The following is a 21,017-nucleotide window of genomic DNA, read 5'->3' as shown; positions in this document are numbered from 1 at the left end:
TGGCTTTCTCTTATTTCGATGGAATGCGGAATTCTGTAATCAGTCCGTCCAGGATGGTCACATAGGCCTCGCTGCGGCCATTGAAGACACGGCTCTGCCAGTCGAACACGATGTGCGTCGTATTGGCCGTGGTAGCCGCTTCAAGGACTGTCATTCGGGCCTGAGCACCGATCGCATCCGAACGTGCCCACGACCGCACTCCATCGGTTCCCGTGAGGGTGCGTCCCCAGTCATTGATGATGCCGACGGGAGAAAAGGCGGCAACGAAGGCATCTTCGTCGCCTGCGTTTATCGCATAGACGGCAGATTGAAGGGCTGGCGGAAGAGTGACCGACATGGTTGTTCTCTCTTGTTGGTGAGGAGGCAAATACGGCGGGGCGGTTCCCGCGAGTTGCCATGCGGTAACCGCCGACACGATCGCGGGGACCGCAAAGACGATGAGAAGGATCGGCAATTCCTGAGCCACTGTATAGCCGGCCCGGGTGACGCCAACCCACAGATTCGTCAGAGCGATGGCAAACCAGACCGGAATAAAAAACTTTGCCCCGGCGGCGACACCGGAGAGATCACCGCCCCAGAGCTTTCCGAACAGAAGAAACAGGCCGAACAGGACGATGCCTCCGCCAATCACCATTGCCATGTGCATCGATCGATCCTCCTCAGGAAAACACGCTCAGATTCTTCGCGATGTCCTTGCCCGCATAGGGCGGGAACACATCCAGCTCGACATCAGGATTGCCGATCAGCATGGCCTTGGTGTTGCTGAGCGCGTCGAAGCCGGCCTTGCCGTAATATTTGCCCATGCCGCTGTTCCCGACGCCGCCGAAGGGCAGGCTGTCGATCCAGCAATGCAGGTTGGTCTGGTTGATGCAGCCGCCGCCGAACGAAAGCGATCCGAGCACATAGTCGATCGTCGCCTGGTCCTTGCTGAAGATGTAGGCCGCGAGCGGTTTCGGTTTGCGCTTGACGAGGGTCACGATCTCCTTGAGGTCGCAATAAGGCATCACCGGCAGCACCGGACCGAACACCTCCTGCTGCAGGGCCGGATCGTCCCAGGTAGAGGGATAAAGAATGGTCGGCTCGACATAGCGCGCCTCGACATCGAAGCGCCCGCCATGCACGACCTTTTCGGGCAGGATGTAGGAGGCGACCCGCTCCGCATCATGCGTGCTGATCATCCGCGCGAAATCCGGGCTTCGGCTCGGATCGTCGCCATACATCTTCACGATCGCCGCCTTGAGCTTGGCGATAAAGCTGTCGGCGACGCTTTCATGCACGCAGACATAGCCCGGCGCGATGCACCATTGGCCGGAGATCGCGTTGTGCCCCCAGGCGATGCGGTCGGCGGCGATGTCGAGATTAGCGGTCGCATCGACAATGGTCGGGTTCTGTCCGCCGAGTTCGAGCAGGACCGGCGTCAGATGCTCGGCGGCGGCGCGCATCACCACCTTTCCGACGGCCGAGGAGCCGGTGAAGGAGATGAAGTCGAACGGCAGCTCCAGCAGCGCCGAGATCTGTTCGCGCCCGCCTGTGACGATGGCGACGTTCTCGGGCGCGAAATAGCGCGGCACCAGATCGGCCAGCAGCGCGGCGGTGCGCGGCGTGGTGTTGGCGGGCTTGAGGATCACTGTGTTGCCGGCGGCAAGCGCCGCGATCGCCGGGTCGAGCAGCAGCAGGATCGGTGCATTGAATGGCCCGATCACCAGCGTGACGCCGTAGGGCTCCTTGTAGATGATGCCGCGATTGCCGGTCGCTTCGAGGCCGTCTGGAATCTTCACCGGCTCGGGCGTCATCAGGGCCTTCAGGTTTTCGCGGTAATAGCGGATCACGCCCATCGGCACGGTGATCTCGAACAGTTGCTCGAAGGGCGGCTTGCCGAAATCCTCGTGAAGCGCGGCGCAGAGCGCATCCTTGTTCTCTGTGAGCATCCGCTCCATGCGATCGAGCTGGTCGATGCGCCATTCATAGCTTTTGGTCGCATCGCTCAGGAAATGTTCGCGCTGAGCGTCGAGCACGGACTGGAACGGATTGGTCATCGCGACCTCCCTTCAATTTCCGACGAGATGAGAAGCACCCTGGCAATGTCAGGCTTGCCGGGGTGCTGCAGCATCATTTAGTGGTGTAGCCGCCGTTGACGAGGATAGTCTGACCGGTCATCCACCAGCCGTCCGAGACGAGGAAGCGGATATAGGGAACGATGTCCTCGATATCGGTGAGGCCGGTCTTGGAGAACTTCGACAAGGCCGCCGCCGTCTTGTGATAGGCGACCGCATCCGCGCCCTCGGCTGGATAGAAGAAGGGGGTGTCCATCGGACCGGGACCGATCGCGGTTACCGAGATGCCGCGATCGCCGAATTCCTTGGAGGCTGCGCGTGTGAAATGCTCGACCGGGGCCTTGGTGCCGGCGTAGGCGGCATAGAACGGGGTGTATGCGCCGAGCAGCGAGGTTACCAACGTGCAGATCTTGCCGTTGTCGTTGAGGTGCTTGCCAGCCTCCTTGAGGAAGAAGAAGGCCGACTTGGCGTTAACGGCGCTCATTTCGTCGTATTCGGCTTCCGAGATTTCGACGATCGGCTTCTTCAGCACTTTGCCGACGGTGTTGATGGCGATGTCAGGCTTGCCGACAGCGGCGACCGCGTCGGTAAAGAGCTTTTCCATCGCGCCGGCCGTCGTGAGATCGGCCTGGATTGCGACTGCCTCAGCTCCGGCAGCCTTGACAGCGGCAACCGTTGCATCGGCATCTGCCTTCGTTGCTGCACTATTGTAGTGAATCACGACAGCCTTGGCGCCCTGCGCGGCCAAATCGCGGGCGATCAGGCCGCCGAGGTTTTTCGCCCCTCCGGCGATAATCACGGTTTTACCTTTGATGCTGTGATCGGTCATGGCGTCAGTCTCCTTGCCTGTATGCGACCGCGTCATGCCGCCGCTTTCGAGAGCATATAATATCGTCTATGATTATCCTATAAAGTCGATCGCCCTGACATCACTTGTCGGCATTTCTGGACAATAGAGGTATTCTCACTTGGACCGCATTGATCTGTTTCGCATCTTTACCCGTGTCGTCGAATGCTCGAGCTTCACGCGTGCAGCCGATAGTCTTGGCATGCCGCGATCCTCGGTGTCGGCCGCGGTGCTGGAGCTCGAAGCTCGGATCGGGGCGAGACTTCTACATAGAACGACAAGAGTAGTCTCGCCGACACAGGACGGGTCCGCTTTCTATGAGCGCTGCCTGCGCCTGATCGCCGACGTCGAGGACACAGAGAACATTTTCCGGCAATCCGCGACGCCGGCAGGCAAGTTGCGGGTCGACGTCCCAGGCCGCATCGGGCGTCTCATCATTGCGCCTGCGTTGCCAGCCTTCCTGGACCAATATCCGGAGATAGATATCGATCTTGGGGTCACCGATCGGGCCGTAAATCTTGTCGGGGAGAGTGTCGACTGCGTTCTGCGGGTGGGGCCACTCGCAGATTCCGGTCTGATCGCCCGTTCGATTGGGGAACTCCGACTTATCAATGTGGCGAGCCCTGGCTATCTCAAACGACATGGGATACCCGGATCGCCTGACGATTTGCAGGGCCACCTGGCGGTCAACTACGCATCGCCATCGAGCGGACGCGTTGAAGCATGGGAATGGGTCCAGGGAGGAGCATTGCAGACTACGCCGATGCGCAGTCGCGTCACCGTCAACAGCGCCGAGGCCTATATCGCCTGTTGTCTGGCCGGCCTCGGCCTGATCCAGATCCCGGCCTATGACGTCAGGCGTCACATCGAAGCGGGCGAACTCCTGGAAGTAATGCCCATTCACCGCGCCGAACCGATGCCAATGACGCTACTCTACCCACATCGTCAGCACCTTTCGCGGAGGCTTCAGGTATTTGCTGAGTGGCTAGAGGCGCTGTTGAAGCGAGAGCTGCGGTGAGCCGAGATCAAAGCGCTCAGAGTGGTTGCTCCATTCCAACCGGATGCGGCCTGGTATTTCAGCCCATCCCAGATCTCTAATGGGTGCTCGCCACCCAAGCACGAACCATCAGACAACTAGCCTGCATATCTCACAGAAATCAGGTGCATCGAGGCTGAGAATCAGTAAAAATTCTTTTGTAACAAAGAGTTAAGCTGCCTCTCAGGAGTTCCTCGATGCCGACAGAGCGTAACACGGAGCGATTCGATTTCGAGCCTGTCGAAGGCCATAAAGTTGTGGCCGGTTTCGACGGGGGTGCTATCACCTCGGACGCTGGGGCGTTGCTGCTGGGATCGACGGATCGAAGCCTGAGGCTGGTTGAGCGCCCGCCTGCTTTGTGGATCGGTGCGATCCGGACTTGATCGAACATTCGGTGAAGACGCTGGTTGGCCAGCGTCTGTTCGGCCTAGCGCTGGGCTGTGAGGATGTTAACGACCATGATGCTCTCGCCATGATCCTCTGTTTGCCGTGCTGGCGGGCAAGCTGAAGGCTGAGCGGCGGAGGGGCGCGCCGGTGGCAGGCAAATCGACAGATAAATATAAAGAAGACGGCGTCCTACTCGTGAGCTACACTTGGGAGGATGACGCGACGAAGCTTGGGTTGTACGACAATAAAGAGCTCGTCGAACGCTGCTTGAAGGAAGTCGATCGCATTCTACTTCGCTGTACCAACATCAAGAAATCGATCTCCAGCTATGTCGACAAAAGTCAGCCCGTTATCGTGCATTGGGAGAAGGAACGGTTTATACAGGGATGCGCAAAGCTCTATCGGCCCGGTGCATGGGCGGAAACGCAAGGACTTCTCGCATACAATCAGGAATACAGTGCGAAGTCCGGTCTCTATCTGTCCGGCGAAGGATTCTCTGTCGACGGCGGCTGGACCGAGCCTTCATTGAGAATGGCGCTCGACGCGGTGATGCATGTTGTCGTTAATTCAGGCGGCGAGTTCCAGAACAAGAATTTCAATTTCGAGAGGGACTATCCCCTGTACGACACAAAATGGAACCCAAGCACATGATTTGTTGGGCGGATTGAACTGGAATCGACCGTCAGGTTAAAAAACCTAAACCAGCGCCCGCGACATGAGAAGCCGGTTGCGCCAGCAGGCGCGACCGGCTGATGAATCCGGCTATGCGGCTTTTGCCGGAACGACACCGGTTCCCTCAGTGTGCGTCTTCGGCTTGTGGGTATGTTTTCTCATCAGGAACTTCCTCAAAGCTCCACTTATCGAAGGATCGGTACCTCGAAGCGGAAATTCGGAGATTGTTGAGGAGGATGAGCTATTTTTGATGTTGCTGAAGAAGTCGCGCGAGAAACTCGGTCTTTGCACGCGTCCTCGCCATACCTTTAAGCGTTATCGCTTCATAGCTTGATCTATATGAAAACAGGTCCGGCCGAATGGCCCGCATTTGACCGGACTGAACCCAAAAACGTGCATAGTGCTCCGGAAGATAGGCAGTGTAGACGCCTGAAAGGATAAGCGTCGCCAATCCTTCCACAGATGCGGATGAGGCCCCGACCTCCAGCCTTCGCTCGAATACGGGCAATTGCGCTTGAGTAACGTATCCACGAGCCGCGTGTATGGCAGCGGTAACCTTTTCTTCCGCCGCGTTTTCAACCTGGTCGAATAGCGGGTGCCCCGTACCGCAATACAGGTGGATGTCTGACTCGAACAGAGGATGATAATCGAGCATCTGTCTGCGGGCGATGAAGAAACCTATGCCGATATCCCGGCTGCCATCGAGGATGGACTGCTCGACTGCGTTCGGCGTGAGCACATCGATCTCGATCTCCATGGCCCTGGTATTATCGCGGTAGGACGCAACCGTCTCCTTCAGCCGGAAGTCCTCACAAAAGATCGAATTGTCGATAACAGATATATGGATGCGACCGGTGAGGCCGCCGCGTACGGCATCCGTTCGGGCGCGAAACTCGCCAATCGCAGCTGTCAGCTGCTCTGAAGCGGCATAGATATCCTTACCTTCTTCGGTGAGCCAAAAACCGCGTCGGCCGCGATGGCAGAGGCGCACGCCGAGTCGAACTTCAAGGTCCTTAATCTGCATGCTGATGTTGGACTGGCTGACATTGAGTGCAGCCTGTGCAGCGGCAAAGCCCCCGCACCGGACCACAGTCATAAAGGTCCGGATGAGCCTCATGTCGACGTCATGCAGCAGATTGATTGTTCGGCCCATACATCAATAAATCCTGAAGTGAATGTCAGAAATTTAGAATATCCCTGCGCCTTCATATAAGGCAAGATGCAAAAAAGCTCAAAAAATGGGCAAGGGGAACAATAGCATGGAGATTGTTGTCAGCTTACTGCTGAACGGCCTGACACTTGTCAGCATCCTGATGTTGATCGCCATCGGTTTGGCGGTCATCTATGGCCTGATCGGCGTGATCAATCTCGCCCATGGCGAGTTCGTCACGATCGGTGCTTATTCGGTTGCCGCTGTTCAACTGGCGGGTGGTAGTTTCTGGATCGGGTTCATTGTGGCGCCATTGGTGGGCGCAACGGTCGGCTTTCTGGTCGAATGGGGTGTCCTCAAACGACTCTATGAACGGCCTGTGTCGGCCATTCTCGCTACATGGGGTCTTAGCCTTATCATTCAGCAGCTCCTCCAGTTAATTTTCGGGGCTGCCCCTCTGCCGGCCCAAGCTCCAATTTCCGGCAGTATCCAGTTTGCGGGCATTGGCTACCCCATCTACCGCTTCCTCTTGATCGGCTTGTCGCTTTCGATCATCACCGGTTGCTGGGCAGTCGTTCGCTATACGAACTATGGAACCGACCTGCGTGCGGTGCTGCAGAACCGGCAAATGGCCGAGGCGCTCGGTATCGACACCCGCCGTATCTACATGAGCGCATTCATAATCGGAGCCGCGCTCGCGGCTATCGCCGGGGCATTGCTGGCTCCGATGGCGGTTGTGATTGCCCAGATGGGCGTCAACTACCTCGCCAAGTCGTTCTTCGTCGTCATCGTTGGAGGTGTCGGAAGCGTCGCAGGTGTCGCGGCAGGCAGTGCCGTAATTGGCGGGCTGGAGACGGTCTTCAATTACGTAATCAGCGCGTCTCTCGCGCAAGCATTGGTGTTGGGCCTCGCGATCATGCTCGTCCGCTACCGGCCAACCGGCATCTTCAGCGAGTAACCCAATGAACGAAACCGCAAACCTCTCTCCGAAAACCGATCTTTGTGTGGTGGCCCTGCTTCTGGGCGCCTGTCTCGTAGCACCTCTGCTCGTTGGCGAGTACCGGCTCCAGTTCCTGCGCGACCTGATCTGTTTTGCAATCTTCGCGATGGCGCTCAACCTCATATGGTCGCAGGCCGGATTGTTGAGCTTTGGCCACGCCACGTTCTTCGGGCTGGGCACCTACGCGGTAGCGATAGGCTCAACGGCTTTGGGCCCTCTTGCCGGACCCTGGCTCGGCGTTGTGGCGGGGCTGGCTGCCGCCGCGCTGGTCAGCGCCCTGATCGGTTACTTCCTGTTGTTCGGCGGTGTGCGTGGTGCGTATTTCACCATTGTCACACTGGCCCTCGCCGTTATCTTCGAGCAGCTTGTTCTCGGCTTTCCCAGGGTGACGGGCGGAAATACCGGGATCATCGGCTCGATGACACTCGCCCTGCCGGGGGGAGACGGCCCGTTTTTCCTGCAGGGAACAGTCTACTATTATGTCGTCCTGGCCGCGGCTGTTGCAATCACCGGCTTCCTCTATTTCCTGAAGACTTCCCGGCGCGGGCTTGTCCTCAACGCTATCCTCGACAACGAGCTTCGCGCCGCAGCACTCGGCAACAATACGCCCGCGTACCTGCTGTTCGTGTTCATCGCTTCAGCTGTCTGCGCAGCCCTGGCAGGTGCGCTCTATGCCTCTGGAGCGGGCTTCGTTGCCCCGGATACAGTTGGCCTTTCCTTCTCGACACAGGTGGTTATCTGGGTGGCCATCGGTGGCAGGGGAACGTTGTCCGGTCCTGTGATTGGCGCAGTGCTCGTGCTGGCGCTCGAGAACTGGCTGAGTTCCGTCAGCTATCAGCTCTGGCCGCTCGTTTTGGGCTGTCTCTTCGTCGGCGCCGTCTTCATATTTCCGCGCGGTATCGTTGGTCTTGCGGTTTCCATCCTCGGGTCGGCCAAAAACCGTTTGTCCAAGCCTGCGAGGGCCGCACAATGAACGGTCCAATTCTCGAAGCCAGAAACATCATGAAGAGCTTCGGCGGCGTCAAAGCGGTCGATGACGTTTCGATCGCCGTGGAGCCCTCCACGATCAACTGCATCATCGGCCCGAACGGGGCTGGCAAGAGCACCCTGTTCAACGTTCTCTGCGGAGCGCTGCCAGCTACGTCGGGCCAGATACTGTTTCGCGGAGACGACATCACCAAGCTGCCACTGCATCGCTTCGCACGCATCGGGATTTCCCGAAAATTCCAAGTGCCAAGTGTCTTCTCGTCTCTCTCCGTGGAAGACAATCTTCTCGTCGCTGCGTCCGCCACCGATTCGTCGGCACGGGAACGGGTGGGAGCGCTGCTCGACACGCTCGACCTCGCCGCTGACCGCCACCGCATAGCGGGGCTGTTGGCACACGGCCAGAAGCAGTGGCTTGAGATCGGCATGGCAATGATGATCGAGCCCATACTGTTGCTGCTCGATGAGCCGACCGCCGGCATGACGCCAACGGAGACGGCCCGGACGGCGGCACTGCTGAAAACCCTGTCCAGTAAGGTGACGATCCTGGCGATCGAGCACGACATGCGTTTCGTACGCGATCTGGGTGGCCTCACGCATGTAATGCACCAGGGCAAGCTGCTCATGTCGGGTCGGGTCGAGGAACTCGAAGGCGATCAGCTTGTACGCGACATCTATCTGGGGCGGCAATGATGTTAAAGGCGACGGACATTCGAGCTTCATACGGCGCTTTGCCAGTCCTGCATGGGGTTTCCCTTGAGGTCCGTTCTGGTGAAGTTGTCGCGCTTCTGGGACGCAACGGTGTTGGGAAGACGACACTGCTCAGGACACTGATCGGCGATCTGCCGCTCCAATCGGGAAGCATCCACTTTGACGGGGCGGACGTCTCTCAGGAAGCACCCCACCAGCGGGCGCGGCACGGTATGGGCTACGTCCCCCAGGGGCGCGGGATATTTCCCAGACTGTCCGTACGGGAAAACCTCCTTACCGGGCTGCGTGCGAGAAGAACGCCCGTCAAGGAGATTCCAAGGGACATACTGGAACGGTTTCCGATCCTGATTGAGAAGTTTGAGCAACGCGGTGGCTCCCTTTCGGGAGGCCAGCAGCAACAACTGGCGCTCGCTCGCGCGCTTTGTGGCGAACCCAAGCTTCTGCTTTTGGACGAGCCCTCTGAGGGCATTCAGCCCTCAATCGTCGAAAGGATCGGCGAGTTGTTGAGGTCAGTCAGTTCCGAACTCGGGATCGCCGTGCTGGTGGTGGAACAGAATATCGACCTGGCTCGGCAGGTCGCCCACCGCGCCATCGTCATCGAAAAGGGTCTGATAGGGACCGAGCTATCCAGGGAGGAGTTGATGGACGACGCACGCATAGTGGCGGCCATGTCGCTTTGACGGCATGCCGCCACATCAACCTAACCAGAGGCGAACAAGCAGGAGAAGGGCATGACGGAATATCGCACTTTGCTTTCGGGTACCGGTATCTCCCGGCGGAATCTTCTTATCGGCGCTGGGACGGCTGCGGCCGTCACAGGCTTTCCCGGCATCCTTCGTGCCGCGGATGACATCAAAATCGGCTTCTGCACGGCTATGACCGGCCTTCAGACGATCCTCGGCGAAACGCAGCTTAATTGCTTCAAGCTCGCAGTCGATCAGATCAATGCAGCCGGCGGCGTCGGCGGTCGGCGTCTTTCCTATGTCGTCGAAGACAATGCGACGACCACGCGCGGTTCAATCGAGAAGACCCGCAAGCTGCTTTTTCAGGACAATGTCGAAGCCATTATCGGCATGATCACAAGTCTCGAGCGCCAGGCTGCCCTCACGGTCAGCACACCTGCAAAGAAACTTCTCATTTATCCGACCTATTACGAAGGCGGTGAATGCAATCCGTACCTCGTCTGCACAGGCCAGATTCCCAATCAGGCAGTGGCGCCCTTCTATCCGTGGCTCACGAAAAATGTCGGCAAATCCGTCTATATTCTCGGGTCCGATTATGTGTGGCCGCAGAAGACCGCAGACGAGATCGCGGCTGCGGCCACGTCTGCGGGTGGGGAGGTTAAGGGCAAGGAGTTCTTTCCCTTCGGCACGACCGATTTCGGACCGGTTCTGGAACGCGTACGCGCCGCCAATCCCGACATGGTGTGGTGCCTGTTCGCCGGCGCCGACGCGGTCAGTTTCATAAAGCAGTATTCGGGCTACGGCTTGTCTGCGAAGCTGGTCAGCAACGGCATCGATGAAATCTTCACCGCCGGGCTTTCCGGCAGTGAGGTCGAAGGCATTATCGTGAATCAGTCGTATTTCTCGGCGCTGCAAACTCCTGCAAGCCAGACCTTTATCGAAAGCTACCGGACCGCATTCGGCGCGAATACGGTCGTGAACGCCATCGGTGAATCTACTTACGCTGGTGTTTGGCTCTATGCGAAGGCTGTGGAGGCTGCCGGCTCAACAGAAACCGGGAAGGTTATCGCTGCGATCCGGGAAGCGCGTTTCGAAGCGCCGGAAGGCGAGGTCCACATCGATCCCTCCAACAACCATATGCACACCGCAAGCATCGTTGGTCGATGCCGGGCGGATACGACGTTCGAGATCATCGAGAACTTCGGCATGATCGCTCCGGCCGTAACAGGCTGCGCACTGTGAGGCCATTTTGCTAGCCAGTCCGACAAGGACCGCAACGACGATCAGGGACCTGCTATCGGCCATGGCCGATCAGCGGGTCTCCGCCACCGTCCTCTGCGAATCCTACCTCAAGCAAATAGACGAGAAAACTACGCAGATCAGTGCCCTGAGCCATGTCCTGAAAGACAGGGCAATGGCTGAGGCCGAAGCGATCGATTTTAAACGCAAGCACAACCAGCAACTTGGGCCGCTGGCCGGGGTTCCTTTCGTTGTCAAGGACCTGATCGACGTCGAGGATGCGGTAAGCTGTGGCGGACTCGACATTCTCGCCGGATACAAGGCTTCAACTGATGCCGAGGTTGTCAGGCGCTTGCGCGCAGCGGACGCAATCGTCATAGGCATGGCGCGAACGGACAGCGGTGCGTTTGGCGTGCGAACGCCAGAAGTCGTTAATCCGATCGATCGTTCAAGGATAGCCGGAGGATCGAGCGGTGGCTCGGCTGCTGCTGTCGCTGCCGGATGGAGCTCCTTCGCGGTCGGGACCGACACAGGAGGCAGTGTTCGCATTCCCGCGGCCTGCTGTGGCGTCTATGGTTTCAAGCCGACTAAAGGTTTCGTTCCGACGTCAGGCGTCCGACCGCTTGCAGCATCGTTCGACCATGTCGGTCCTATAGGGCGGTGTGCAGACGATCTTCAGCTCATCATAAACGCGATGACGAGCAGCCGTGTCGACAACCCTCCGGTCAAGCATCAACGGCCATTTCGCGTTGGATACTCCGAAACATACCGGACCGATGCAGCGATTGAAGTCACCGAGGCGTTTACAGACTTCCTTGTCTCGTTGGAGCGCCGAGGCCATTCACTGGAACAGATCGATTTGCCCTCCCCAGAGGAGGCGATACGGGCGCATCTCGCAGGCAGCCTCTCGGAAGCCGCAGCGTATTACAAGAAGCACTTCCCGGACGAGTTGACCAAGCTTCCTTCGGACGCAGCAAGTGGAATTGAATTCGCCGAGGGCGTCCGTGGCTATGATTTCGTGCAGGCCCTGGACGAGTTGCACGATATGGAACATCGAATCCGTCAAGGCTTAGAGCGGGTGGATTTTATTGTTCTTCCGACGCTCCCTTGCCCACCCCCCACGCAAGGAACGACCTCGGTGACATGGAGCGGACGCCAACTGCCCGTGCTTTCTGCACTGATCCGCAACACCGCCATCTTCAACTACACAGGATTTCCGGCGCTAGCCATGCCACTGGGGCAGCAGCTTCCTGGAACAGCTATTCCCGCCAGCATTCAGATCGTCGGCAACCATTTTCGCGATCACGACGTGATCGCGTTTGCCGCATCGCTGGAGGATTGATGAATAAAAGTGCATGCGCCGTCGGCGCGCGCTCTGCAGCACATTGATTTCCATGATCCCTGCTACCCAACAAGGAGACGTGAAATGACTGCGAATATTCCCAACAGAATTCAAAAGGGTCCTACAGAACCTTCCAAGGTTATCGCGGCAATGCCGGATTTTCCGTTCGACTATGGAAAATTCGTCACGTCGGCCGGCAGGAATGCACTCTTCACCAATGGGGGTACTGTCAAGCGCGTCGCAATTGTCGGCGCGGGGATATCCGGCCTGGTCGCTGGCTATGAACTCCTCCGTGCTGGATTTGCTCCCGTAGTTTTTGAAGCGAGCGACCGGATTGGCGGCAGGATGTATTCCAAACAGCTGGAAAACGGAGGGATCGCTGAACTGGGTGCAATGCGTTTCCCGCCAACCTGCAAGACACTGTTTCACTATTTCGGCAAGGCGGGAATGAAGGACCGCACGGGTGATTTTCCAAATCCAGGCACGCCAAATTCTCCTGGAAACCTCGTGAACTACAGGGGGAAGAACAAATACTACGATGTAACGGATCAAAAATTCCCCAGGCCGAAGGAGTACGGAGACCTCCAGGCAAAATGGGACGCGCTCCTCAAAAACAAGCCGTACGATTTAGAGACGATGCAACAACATCTTACGGATCCGGAAACGAACGCTGCTTCCATAAAGAAGATATGGAATGCGCTTGTTGGATCACATGACAATGAAAGTTTTCACCACGTTCTGGTGAATCACAATTGGAGCGCCGATGACATTGAATTGTTTGGCCAGGTCGGGTTCGGGTCAGGCGGCTGGAACACCAACTTTGTCAATTGTTTCCTGGAAATCCTACGGGTCGCTTACACGGACATGGAGTCGAACCATCAGTTGTTTTTTGATGGCGTGGATACCCTGCCGAAGAGGCTGTTTGATAAAACTCCGTCAGATTTCAAGGATAATGTGAACGGCAACTACGAACATATGAGCCTTCGAAAGTTCGCGGAGGAGTACTTCGGGTCGGACAACGTTCTCGGCAACGTCGTGCACGGCATAGAGCATGACGAAAAGACGAAGAAATTCCATGTCTATACGAACGGCGCGCAAAAAACTGGCGACGACGCTCTCTTCGATGCTGTGATTTACACGCCGCACGTCCGGGTTCTGCAAATGATGCGGGATCAATCCCACCACGGAAAGGCAACGCGGGCCCTTCTGAGTGAGGATATGTGGGAGGCCATTGAATACACGCACTATATGCAGTCGTCGAAAACGTTCGTCTCGGCAAAGTCTGCGTTTTGGGCGGAGAAGGACGGCGACGGCAAACATCTGATGAGCACAACCCTCTCGGATCGTGTGACGCGCGGCACCTATCTGTTGAACTACAGGGACTCCAAAGACCAGAACGACAAGGCAGTCATATGCCTGACCTATACCTGGAATGACGACGCCCTGAAAATGTTGCCGCTTACGGAACATGAACGTGCCGCAATTGCCTTGCTGGCACTTGATGAGATGTATCCGCTAGCCAAAATCAACGAACGAATCAACAAGAAGAGTTCGGGCGAACTCGATTCGGCGACCATAATGTGGGATTCCGAGCGTTTTTTCATGGGCGCCTTCAAGAACAACTTGCCCGGTCATTACCGATACCAGCGGGCACTCTATTCACACTTCGCCGAGCACGATTTGAACCGAGGGATCAATTTCTTTCTTGCCGGCGACGATATTTCCTGGACCGGCGGTTGGTCGGAAGGTGCCGTTACGACAGGGTTGAATGCCGCGCATGCTGTAGTCAAGGCGTTTGGTGGGCATGCTCATAACAAGGCTGGTCCGCTGGATAAGTGGGACGCTCTCAAACCAATCGACCCCCAACCGGTTGCGGGCTGAGGCTATTTCAAAACTCAGAAAACCACCGCCGATGATCAGTCCCCAGCGCTTTGCCCTTGGGATCGATCATCGGCCAGATGACAATTGTCTCCGATAGTTGGAATGTTATTCGAGGATCGCATAATTGCACAATCTGAAAATCAACCCAGAACGCCTCTGGAGCACACTCGAAGAGACGGCATCTTTCGGTGGAGCTCTGCACGGCGGGGTCCGGCGATTGACGCTCTCGATTGAAGATCGGCGCGTCCGCGACTGGTTCAGATCCAGCTGTGAGAAGGTCGGTTGCATGGTTTCTGTGGATGAAGTCGGCAACATGTTCGCGGTGAGACCCGGCAAGGACACTAAAGCCCTGCCGATCGCCGTAGGAAGCCACCTGGATACCCAACCGACCGGTGGACGATTCGATGGAATACTGGGCGTCCTGGCGGGACTGGAAGTTTTGAGAACATTGCATGACAGCGGCTGTGAAACCCGGCGCCCCCTGATGCTCGTCAATTGGACCAATGAAGAAGGAGCGCGGTTTGCTCCTGCCATGCTTGGCTCCGGTGTTTATGCTGGAGTCTTTGATCGCCAGTTTGCCGACAGCAGGGAAGACGCGGACGGCATTCGATTTTCAGAAGCCATTGAGGCAATAGGCTATCGCGGCCTCCTGCCGGCAGGCACCCAGAAATTCGCCGCCATGTTTGAACTGCACATCGAGCAGGGGCCTGTCCTTGAACGCGAGAACGTCGACATCGGCATTGTGACCGGTGTGCAAGCGATGCGATGGTATGATCTTACTATTACCGGTCGCGAGGCGCACGCTGGAACGACACCCATGAACATGCGCGTGGACGCACTCACGGACGCCGCTCGCATCCTGATTGGAGCCGAGAAGCTGGCAAAGGATATGGGTGGCCTGGCAACAACCGGACAATTGAGCATTCCCACATCATCACGAAATGTCGTGCCGGGCAATGTGGTGATGAGTCTGGATCTTCGGCATGAACAGGATGACGTGCTCGAGGAAATAGAGCAACAAGTGCGCGCCCTCATTGCCTCGATTTGCGGCCCTGACCGCGCACAGCTGGTTTCGATCTGGGAGAGTCCGGCCGTTCGCTTTGATGAAGACTGCCTTGATGCAATTCGCTCGGGGGCAAATGAGGCCGGTGCCCGCATGCGTGAGATCGTGTCCGGGGCTGGTCACGACTCGGTGAACATTTCCAAGGTAGCCCCGACCGCAATGATCTTCATACCTTGCCGTGATGGCCTTAGCCACAACCCTCTCGAGTTTGCCTCCAAGGGCCAATGTGCGCTTGGTGCGCAAACGTTGCTGAACGCATTGCTTGTCTATGATCTGGCCCCGAGAAACTAACAGCGTTAGCTTGACTTACTACTAAACTCTCATCCAATGAAGATTAGAGGCCCGGCGGGTTTTGAAGCGCTCCCTTGTCTGGACCGCCCGGCTGGACGATTTTCCGGGCTTAGGCTCATGGCAGATGAGATGCTCCGGAGCCATTCATAGGCGATATCGGCGGCTTATTGCCGATGGCGCTGTGAGGGCGAACCTCATTGTATTCTCTACGCCAATTCTCCATCTGGTCCTCCTCTCAGGAGAGAAAAAGGCACACACGCGATCGTCAGATTCGACGTGCGATCAGGAATTCGCGCTATAGAGTTTTCACGCCATACCGCCGTTCTCCTGTATTTGCACGCCACGCTACGACGTCGGCCGAAATTTGTTGAACTGCCGCGTTTTGTGGCTCTTTTAGTCATCCCCATTCGGGGATCATCGCTTGCATCCCCGGCGAAACGGGGACGAGATGGCAGGTTTCGACAACAACCAGATCAGCTTTCAGCGTGGCGCACGAATGCTCCGCACCGCGCTCGGGCCCGCAATCGGGCGCTTCCTCGAAGATCCTGCCGTAGTCGAGGTCATGCTGAATCCCGATGGCCGTGTCTGGATCGACCGTCTTTCGGAAGGGCTGGCCGATACGGGAGAAAGGCTGTCGGCTGCCGATGGCGAACGCATCGTGCGCTTGGTCGCGCACCATGTTGGCGCCGAGGTTCATGCCCGTGCCCCACACGTCTCGGCGGAGCTTCCGGAGACCGGCGAACGATTTGAAGGCCTGTTGCCTCCCGTCGTCGAAGCGCCGGCCTTTGCCATCCGCAAGCCCGCCGTCGCCGTCTTCACGCTCGACGACTACGTCACTGCGGGCATCATGACGGCCAACCAGGCCGCAATATTGCGCGAGGCCGTCGTCAACCGCTCCAACATCCTTGTGGCAGGCGGTACTTCGACCGGCAAAACCACACTCACCAACGCTCTGCTCGCCGAAGTCTCGAAGGGCACGGATCGTGTCATCACCATCGAGGACACCCGCGAGCTGCAATGCACCGCCGACAACAAGGTGACGATGCGCAGCGTCGACGCGGTTATCGATCTCCTCCGGCTGTCGCGCGCGACGATGCGCTTCCGGCCCGACCGCATCATCGTCGGGGAGGTGCGCGGCCCGGAAGCGCTCGGTCTCCTCAAGCTCTGGGGCACGGGCCATCCGGGTGGCATCGGCACGTTGCATGCCGGCTCAGCCCTTGGCGCACTCCACCGCCTCGAGCAGCTCATCCAGGAAGCCGTCATCACGGTTCCCCGGTCGCTGATCGGCGAGGCGATCGATCTCATTGCCGTCCTTGCCGGTCGCGGTTCATCGCGCCGGCTGACCGAACTTGCCCGCGTCGACGGCCTCGGGCCGGACGGTGCCTACCGCATTTTCCCTGCCACCAATCCAGAAGGAGATTCTCAATGATCCGTCACGCCTTCCGTTTTCGCCGCCATGTCGCCACGGCAGTAGCCGTCACCTATGTCAATCTGTTGATGACCCGCGCCGCCCATGCATCAGGCTCGTCCATGCCCTGGGAAGCGCCGCTGCAATCGATCCTCGAATCTGTCGAGGGACCGGTGGCCAAGATCGTCGCTGTGATCATCATCATCGTCACCGGCCTGACGCTCGCCTTCGGCGACACCGGTGGCGGCTTCCGGCGTCTGATTCAGATCGTTTTCGGCATCTCCATCGCCTTTGCCGCCAGCTCGTTCTTCCTCAGCTTCTTCAGCTTCGGCGGGGGAGCGCTGATCTGATGGCAGCCGTCCTCGAACAGCTCGATGCGGTCCCGGGATTTACCGTCCCGGTCCATCGCGCCCTCAGCGAACCGATCCTGCTCGGCGGTGCGCCGCGCTCGGTGGCGATCCTCAACGGGACGCTCGCCGGCGCCGTCGGTCTCGGCCTTCAGATCTGGCTTGCCGGCATTCTGATCTGGGCGGTCGGTCATCTTGCCGCCGTGTGGGCTGCCCGGCGCGACCCTCTTTTTGTCGAGGTTGCGCGCCGGCATCTGCGCGTGCCCGGCCATCTGTCCGTGTGAGGCCACGATGATGAACCTTTCCGAATATCGCCGCACCGCCGCCCGTCTCGCCGATTATCTACCCTGGGTGGCGCTCGTCCAGCACGGGGTCGTCCTGAACAAGGACGGCAGTTTCCAGCGCAGCGCAAAGTTCCGCGGTCCCGATCTCGATTCTGCCGTCGCCGCCGAACTCGTCGCTGTTGCCGCGCGCCTCAACAATGCCTTTCGCCGGCTCGGTTCGGGCTGGGCGATCTTCGTCGAGGCGCAGCGCTCGGAGGCTTCCAGCTATCCCGACAACATCTTTCCCGATCCGGCGTCAGCTCTCGTCGATGCGGAGCGCAAAGCCGACTTTGAGGAAGAAGGTAGCCATTTCGTCTCGGACTACTACCTGACTTTCCTCTGGTTGCCACCGGCCGAGGAGGCAGCACGCGCGGAGACCTGGCTCTATGAAGGCCGCGAGACCTCGGGCGTGAACCCTTGGGAGCTCGTGCGCGGCTTCATCGACCGCACCGACCGCGTCCTGACGCTTCTCGACGGTTTCATGCCCGAATGCCGCTGGCTCGATGACGGGGAGACGCTGACCTATCTCCATTCTACCATCTCCACCAACCGGCATCGCGTGCGGGTGCCGGAAACCCCGATCTATCTCGACGCGCTGCTGGCCGACCAACCGCTGACCGGCGGTCTGGAACCGCGCCTCGGCAATGCGCATCTGCGCGTCCTCACCATCACCGGTTTCCCGGCCACCACCGCGCCAGGCATCCTCGATGATCTGAACCGGCTGGCCTTTCCCTATCGCTGGTCCACCCGCGCCATCCTCATGGACAAGGTCGAAGCTACAAAGCTGCTGACGAAGATCAGGCGGCAATGGTTCGCCAAGCGCAAGTCCATCGCCGCTATCCTCAAAGAGGTGATGACAAACGAGCAGTCGGCGCTGGTCGACACCGATGCCGCGAACAAGGCGGCCGACGCGGACATGGCCTTGCAGGAACTCGGCGCCGATGTCGCCGGCCTTGCCTATATCACCGCGACCGTCACCGTCTGGGACGAGGATCATCGCCGCGCCGACGAAAAGCTGCGGCTGGTCGAGAAGGTCATCCAATCCCGCGATTTCAGCGTCATGGTCGAGACGGTCAACGCCGTCGACGCCTGGCTCGGCAGTCTGCCCGGACATGCCTATGCCAATGTCCGGCAACCGCCAGTCTCGACGCTCAACCTTGCCCACATGGTTCCATCGTCAGCCGTGTGGGCGGGACCGGAACGGGACGAGCACTTCGGCGCGCCCCCGCTGCTCTATGGCAGGACCGAAGGCTCCACCCCGTTCCGGTTTTCCCTTCATGTCGGGGATGTCGGGCATACCCTCGTGGTCGGCCCGACCGGCGCCGGCAAGAGCGTGCTGCTCGCCCTCCAGGCGCTCCAGTTCCGGCGCTATCCGCGCAGCCAGATCTTCGCCTTCGATTTCGGCGGCTCGATCCGCGCAGCGGCACTCGCCATGGGCGGCGACTGGCATGATCTCGGCGGTAAACTGACCGAAGGCTCGGATGTATCCGTATCCCTGCAACCGCTGGCCCGGATCGAGGACGTCCATGAACGGGCCTGGGCCGCCGACTGGATCATTGCCATCCTCATGCACGAAGGCATCGCGATCACGCCCGAGGTGAAGGAACACATCTGGACAGCGCTCACTTCGCTTGCCTCCGCGCCGGCCGCAGAGTGCACGATCACCGGTCTCGCAGTGCTGCTTCAGTCCAACGATCTCAAGCAGGCGCTGCGGCCCTATTGTTACGGTGGCGCGCATGGCCGGCTGCTCGACGCGGAGTCCGAGCATCTGGGCTCGGCGGACGTGCAGGCTTTCGAGATCGAGGGGCTGGTCGGAACCGGCGCTGCCCCGGCGGTCCTGTCCTATCTCTTTCACCGCATCGGCGACCGGCTCGATGGCCGCCCGACGCTGCTTATCATCGATGAGGGCTGGCTGGCGCTCGACGATGACGGCTTCGCCGGTCAGCTTCGCGAGTGGCTCAAAACACTGCGCAAGAAGAATGCCAGCGTCATCTTCGCCACGCAGTCCCTCAGCGATATTGACAATTCGGCGATCGCGCCGGCCATCATCGAAAGCTGCCCGACGCGGCTTCTGCTGCCCAACGAACGCGCCATCGAGCCGCAGATCACCGCCATCTATCGCCGCTTCGGCCTCAACGACCGGCAGATCGAGATCCTTGCGCGGGCAACACCCAAGCAGGACTACTACTGCCAGTCGCGCCGCGGCAATCGCCTGTTCGATCTCGGCCTCTCCGAAGTCGGGCTCGCGCTCTGCGCTGCATCCTCCAAATCGGACCAGAGGCTGATCAGCGACATTCTCGCCGAGCATGGGCGTGACGGCTTCCTCGACGCCTGGCTCAGAGCGCGCGGCGTCGATTGGGCGGCGGACCTTATCCCAAATCTCGCCAATCTCGAGCCGGAGCATCTGCCGGATAGCGAGATTGCTTCCTCGGCCGCGGCTTCGCCGGCCGCCTGCTTCCCAGACGATTTCGCATTTGAACTGGACCTCACAGAACAGGAGATCGAGCCATGACTGTTTCCCGCATCACCCGACTGGCCTGCGCATCCACGCTGGCGCTGGCCCTGTCGATGCCGATAGCACTGGCGCCGATCTTCACCACGCCGGCCCATGCGCTCTTCGGCTTCGGCCGCATCGTCTATGACCCCACCAACCATGCCGAAAACCTGCTGACAGCAGCCCGCACGCTGGAGCAGATCAACAACCAGATCCAGAGCCTCCAGAACGAGGCGCAGATGCTGATCAACCAGGCCCGCAACCTCGCCAGCCTGCCGCATTCCTCGCTCCAGCAGCTTCAGCAGAATGTCCAGCGTACCCAGCAGCTTCTCGGCCAGGCCCAGAACATCGCATTCGACGTGCAGGCCATCGACCGGATGTTTGCACAGGACTACGCCAAACTCGATATCTCGGCCACCGATCAGCAGCTCATCGCCGATGCGCGCTCGCGCTGGGAGAACACGGTCGGCGGATTGCAGGACGCCATGCGCGTGCAGGCCGGCGTCGTCGGCAATATCGACACCAACCGCGCCGAGATGTCGGCACTGGTCGGCCAGAGCCAGGGCGCGACCGGCGCGCTGCAAGCGACGCAGGCCGGCAATCAGCTCCTGGCGCTCCAATCCCAGCAACTGTCCGACCTGATCGCATTGCTCGCCGCCGATGGCCGCGCCGGTGCGCTGACTGAGGCCGAGCGCGCAACGGCCGCCGAACAGGGCCGCATTCAACGCGAACGTTTCCTTACACCGGGTTCGGGCTACCAGCCGGGCAATGCACAGATGTTCAACAACTGACAACCAGACGGAGGGGGCCGTTATGGACGGCAAGATGCTCGCCCGGCTGGGCGCAATCATATTCGTGGCCTTCGCGATCACCGCCACGGTGATCGAACTGGCCCGCAAGGAGGATCCCGAACCGGTTCGGTCGACACCGGTGCTGCAGCCGCCTGCCGACACTCTCCGCCAAAGCCTGCGCCGGTGCCAGCAAATGGGCGAGGCAGCCATAAGCAATCCAGACTGCCTCGCCACCTGGGCTGAATCCCGCGACCGCTTCCTGTGCCGCACTCCCGCGCCCCACGCCCAGCAATCCAACGAAGGGCGCTAGGCAC

At 59.2% G+C, this 21,017-nt stretch carries 21 protein-coding genes and 1 pseudogene; 17 read left to right on the top strand and 5 right to left on the bottom strand.

Going from position 1 to position 21,017, the window contains the following annotated elements:
- Positions 1 to 10 precede the first annotated feature (10 nt).
- The 3 genes from AC0TOF_RS08695 to AC0TOF_RS08685 form a co-directional block, all read right to left on the bottom strand.
- The gene (locus AC0TOF_RS08695; protein WP_473767930.1) at positions 11 to 640 is read right to left on the bottom strand and encodes a hypothetical protein; all 630 of its coding nucleotides are present in this window, start codon (positions 638 to 640) and stop codon (positions 11 to 13) included.
- 19 nt (positions 641 to 659) lie between these two features.
- Positions 660 to 2,036 (bottom strand): aldehyde dehydrogenase family protein, encoded by a 1,377-nt coding sequence (locus AC0TOF_RS08690; RefSeq protein WP_473767929.1) that lies wholly within the window; start codon positions 2,034 to 2,036, stop codon positions 660 to 662.
- Positions 2,037 to 2,109: 73 nt separating this feature from the next.
- Positions 2,110 to 2,883, bottom strand: coding sequence for an SDR family oxidoreductase (locus tag AC0TOF_RS08685; protein ID WP_151572758.1), 774 nt, complete (start codon positions 2,881 to 2,883; stop codon positions 2,110 to 2,112).
- 139 nt (positions 2,884 to 3,022) lie between these two features.
- On the opposite strand from AC0TOF_RS08685, the gene AC0TOF_RS08680 reads away from it, so the two are divergent.
- From AC0TOF_RS08680 to AC0TOF_RS08670, 3 genes are all read left to right on the top strand, one after another.
- Positions 3,023 to 3,919: a LysR family transcriptional regulator gene (locus tag AC0TOF_RS08680; RefSeq protein WP_473767928.1), complete on the top strand. Its 897-nt coding sequence runs from the start codon at positions 3,023 to 3,025 to the stop codon at positions 3,917 to 3,919.
- A gap of 215 nt (positions 3,920 to 4,134) precedes the next feature.
- Positions 4,135 to 4,320: a hypothetical protein gene (locus AC0TOF_RS08675; protein WP_473767927.1), complete on the top strand. Its 186-nt coding sequence runs from the start codon at positions 4,135 to 4,137 to the stop codon at positions 4,318 to 4,320.
- Between the two features lie 106 nt (positions 4,321 to 4,426).
- Positions 4,427 to 4,975 (top strand): FAD-dependent oxidoreductase, encoded by a 549-nt coding sequence (locus AC0TOF_RS08670; protein WP_473767926.1) that lies wholly within the window; start codon positions 4,427 to 4,429, stop codon positions 4,973 to 4,975.
- Between the two features lie 262 nt (positions 4,976 to 5,237).
- Here AC0TOF_RS08670 and AC0TOF_RS08665 read toward each other — a convergent pair whose 3' ends face one another.
- Positions 5,238 to 6,149, bottom strand: a complete 912-nt coding sequence (locus AC0TOF_RS08665) for a LysR family transcriptional regulator (protein WP_473767925.1) — start codon at positions 6,147 to 6,149, stop codon at positions 5,238 to 5,240.
- A gap of 106 nt (positions 6,150 to 6,255) precedes the next feature.
- Here AC0TOF_RS08665 and AC0TOF_RS08660 point away from each other — a divergent pair, with 106 nt between their 5' ends.
- The 8 genes from AC0TOF_RS08660 to AC0TOF_RS08625 all read left to right on the top strand — a co-directional run bounded on the left by AC0TOF_RS08660 (position 6,256) and on the right by AC0TOF_RS08625 (position 15,340).
- Positions 6,256 to 7,104 (top strand): branched-chain amino acid ABC transporter permease, encoded by an 849-nt coding sequence (locus AC0TOF_RS08660; protein ID WP_151572736.1) that lies wholly within the window; start codon positions 6,256 to 6,258, stop codon positions 7,102 to 7,104.
- A gap of 4 nt (positions 7,105 to 7,108) precedes the next feature.
- Entirely contained in the window at positions 7,109 to 8,119 is a 1,011-nt protein-coding gene (locus AC0TOF_RS08655) for a branched-chain amino acid ABC transporter permease (RefSeq protein ID WP_473767924.1), read from the top strand.
- Positions 8,116 to 8,823, top strand: coding sequence for an ATP-binding cassette domain-containing protein (locus AC0TOF_RS08650; protein ID WP_151572732.1), 708 nt, complete (start codon positions 8,116 to 8,118; stop codon positions 8,821 to 8,823). Before AC0TOF_RS08655 ends, AC0TOF_RS08650 begins: the two co-directional genes overlap by 4 nt.
- Complete coding sequence (gene urtE / locus AC0TOF_RS08645; RefSeq protein ID WP_210250354.1) at positions 8,820 to 9,521, top strand: urea ABC transporter ATP-binding subunit UrtE; 702 nt, start codon at positions 8,820 to 8,822, stop codon at positions 9,519 to 9,521. Before AC0TOF_RS08650 ends, urtE begins: the two co-directional genes overlap by 4 nt.
- A 51-nt stretch (positions 9,522 to 9,572) precedes the next feature.
- Positions 9,573 to 10,766 carry a substrate-binding protein gene (locus tag AC0TOF_RS08640; protein WP_473767923.1) on the top strand — a complete coding sequence of 398 codons (1,194 nt, stop codon included), beginning with the start codon at positions 9,573 to 9,575 and terminating at the stop codon, positions 10,764 to 10,766.
- Positions 10,767 to 10,827: 61 nt separating this feature from the next.
- Positions 10,828 to 12,105: an amidase gene (locus AC0TOF_RS08635; RefSeq protein WP_473767922.1), complete on the top strand. Its 1,278-nt coding sequence runs from the start codon at positions 10,828 to 10,830 to the stop codon at positions 12,103 to 12,105.
- A gap of 84 nt (positions 12,106 to 12,189) precedes the next feature.
- The gene (locus AC0TOF_RS08630) at positions 12,190 to 13,986 is read left to right on the top strand and encodes a flavin monoamine oxidase family protein (protein ID WP_473767921.1); all 1,797 of its coding nucleotides are present in this window, start codon (positions 12,190 to 12,192) and stop codon (positions 13,984 to 13,986) included.
- 124 nt (positions 13,987 to 14,110) lie between these two features.
- Positions 14,111 to 15,340 (top strand): M20 family metallo-hydrolase, encoded by a 1,230-nt coding sequence (locus tag AC0TOF_RS08625; protein WP_473767920.1) that lies wholly within the window; start codon positions 14,111 to 14,113, stop codon positions 15,338 to 15,340.
- Positions 15,341 to 15,455: 115 nt separating this feature from the next.
- Here the strand turns inward: AC0TOF_RS08625 and AC0TOF_RS08620 are convergent.
- A pseudogene (locus tag AC0TOF_RS08620) lies at positions 15,456 to 15,569 on the bottom strand (integrase core domain-containing protein); the annotation flags it as partial.
- Positions 15,570 to 15,788: 219 nt separating this feature from the next.
- Here AC0TOF_RS08620 and trbB point away from each other — a divergent pair.
- From trbB to trbK-alt, 6 genes are read left to right on the top strand one after another with little or no spacing between them, the layout of a single operon-like run.
- The gene (trbB, locus tag AC0TOF_RS08615; protein ID WP_473768112.1) at positions 15,789 to 16,769 is read left to right on the top strand and encodes a P-type conjugative transfer ATPase TrbB; all 981 of its coding nucleotides are present in this window, start codon (positions 15,789 to 15,791) and stop codon (positions 16,767 to 16,769) included.
- Complete coding sequence (locus tag AC0TOF_RS08610) at positions 16,766 to 17,098, top strand: TrbC/VirB2 family type IV secretion system protein (RefSeq protein WP_151572718.1); 333 nt, start codon at positions 16,766 to 16,768, stop codon at positions 17,096 to 17,098. Before trbB ends, AC0TOF_RS08610 begins: the two co-directional genes overlap by 4 nt.
- Positions 17,098 to 17,379, top strand: a complete 282-nt coding sequence (locus AC0TOF_RS08605; protein WP_151572716.1) for a VirB3 family type IV secretion system protein — start codon at positions 17,098 to 17,100, stop codon at positions 17,377 to 17,379. The genes AC0TOF_RS08610 and AC0TOF_RS08605 overlap by 1 nt, the downstream gene beginning before the upstream one ends.
- A 7-nt stretch (positions 17,380 to 17,386) precedes the next feature.
- A complete protein-coding gene (trbE, locus tag AC0TOF_RS08600; protein WP_473767919.1) occupies positions 17,387 to 19,930 on the top strand; it encodes a conjugal transfer protein TrbE in 2,544 nt (847 codons plus the stop codon).
- Entirely contained in the window at positions 19,927 to 20,703 is a 777-nt protein-coding gene (trbJ, locus tag AC0TOF_RS08595) for a P-type conjugative transfer protein TrbJ (protein ID WP_473767918.1), read from the top strand. Before trbE ends, trbJ begins: the two co-directional genes overlap by 4 nt.
- 22 nt (positions 20,704 to 20,725) lie before the next feature.
- Positions 20,726 to 21,013: a putative entry exclusion protein TrbK-alt gene (gene trbK-alt / locus AC0TOF_RS08590; RefSeq protein ID WP_473767917.1), complete on the top strand. Its 288-nt coding sequence runs from the start codon at positions 20,726 to 20,728 to the stop codon at positions 21,011 to 21,013.
- Positions 21,014 to 21,017 lie beyond the last annotated feature (4 nt).

This window comes from Ochrobactrum sp. PL_is501, from assembly GCF_055816895.1.
This window is presented reverse-complemented; position numbering and strand designations above follow the sequence as displayed.

Bases quoted from the DNA above. Each gene is read 5' to 3' on its own strand.
- AC0TOF_RS08695 (WP_473767930.1), bottom strand. From the start codon at position 640: ATGGCAATGGTGATTGGCGGAGGCATCGTCCTGTTCGGCCTGTTTCTT.
- AC0TOF_RS08690 (WP_473767929.1), bottom strand. From the start codon at position 2,036: ATGACCAATCCGTTCCAGTCCGTGCTCGACGCTCAGCGCGAACATTTC.
- AC0TOF_RS08685 (WP_151572758.1), bottom strand. From the start codon at position 2,883: ATGACCGATCACAGCATCAAAGGTAAAACCGTGATTATCGCCGGAGGG.
- AC0TOF_RS08675 (WP_473767927.1), top strand. From the start codon at position 4,135: ATGCCGACAGAGCGTAACACGGAGCGATTCGATTTCGAGCCTGTCGAA.
- AC0TOF_RS08665 (WP_473767925.1), bottom strand. From the start codon at position 6,149: ATGGGCCGAACAATCAATCTGCTGCATGACGTCGACATGAGGCTCATC.
- AC0TOF_RS08660 (WP_151572736.1), top strand. From the start codon at position 6,256: ATGGAGATTGTTGTCAGCTTACTGCTGAACGGCCTGACACTTGTCAGC.
- AC0TOF_RS08655 (WP_473767924.1), top strand. From the start codon at position 7,109: ATGAACGAAACCGCAAACCTCTCTCCGAAAACCGATCTTTGTGTGGTG.
- AC0TOF_RS08650 (WP_151572732.1), top strand. From the start codon at position 8,116: ATGAACGGTCCAATTCTCGAAGCCAGAAACATCATGAAGAGCTTCGGC.
- urtE (WP_210250354.1), top strand. From the start codon at position 8,820: ATGATGTTAAAGGCGACGGACATTCGAGCTTCATACGGCGCTTTGCCA.
- AC0TOF_RS08640 (WP_473767923.1), top strand. From the start codon at position 9,573: ATGACGGAATATCGCACTTTGCTTTCGGGTACCGGTATCTCCCGGCGG.
- AC0TOF_RS08635 (WP_473767922.1), top strand. From the start codon at position 10,828: ATGGCCGATCAGCGGGTCTCCGCCACCGTCCTCTGCGAATCCTACCTC.
- AC0TOF_RS08630 (WP_473767921.1), top strand. From the start codon at position 12,190: ATGACTGCGAATATTCCCAACAGAATTCAAAAGGGTCCTACAGAACCT.
- trbB (WP_473768112.1), top strand. From the start codon at position 15,789: ATGGCAGGTTTCGACAACAACCAGATCAGCTTTCAGCGTGGCGCACGA.
- AC0TOF_RS08610 (WP_151572718.1), top strand. From the start codon at position 16,766: ATGATCCGTCACGCCTTCCGTTTTCGCCGCCATGTCGCCACGGCAGTA.
- AC0TOF_RS08605 (WP_151572716.1), top strand. From the start codon at position 17,098: ATGGCAGCCGTCCTCGAACAGCTCGATGCGGTCCCGGGATTTACCGTC.
- trbE (WP_473767919.1), top strand. From the start codon at position 17,387: ATGATGAACCTTTCCGAATATCGCCGCACCGCCGCCCGTCTCGCCGAT.
- trbJ (WP_473767918.1), top strand. From the start codon at position 19,927: ATGACTGTTTCCCGCATCACCCGACTGGCCTGCGCATCCACGCTGGCG.
- trbK-alt (WP_473767917.1), top strand. From the start codon at position 20,726: ATGGACGGCAAGATGCTCGCCCGGCTGGGCGCAATCATATTCGTGGCC.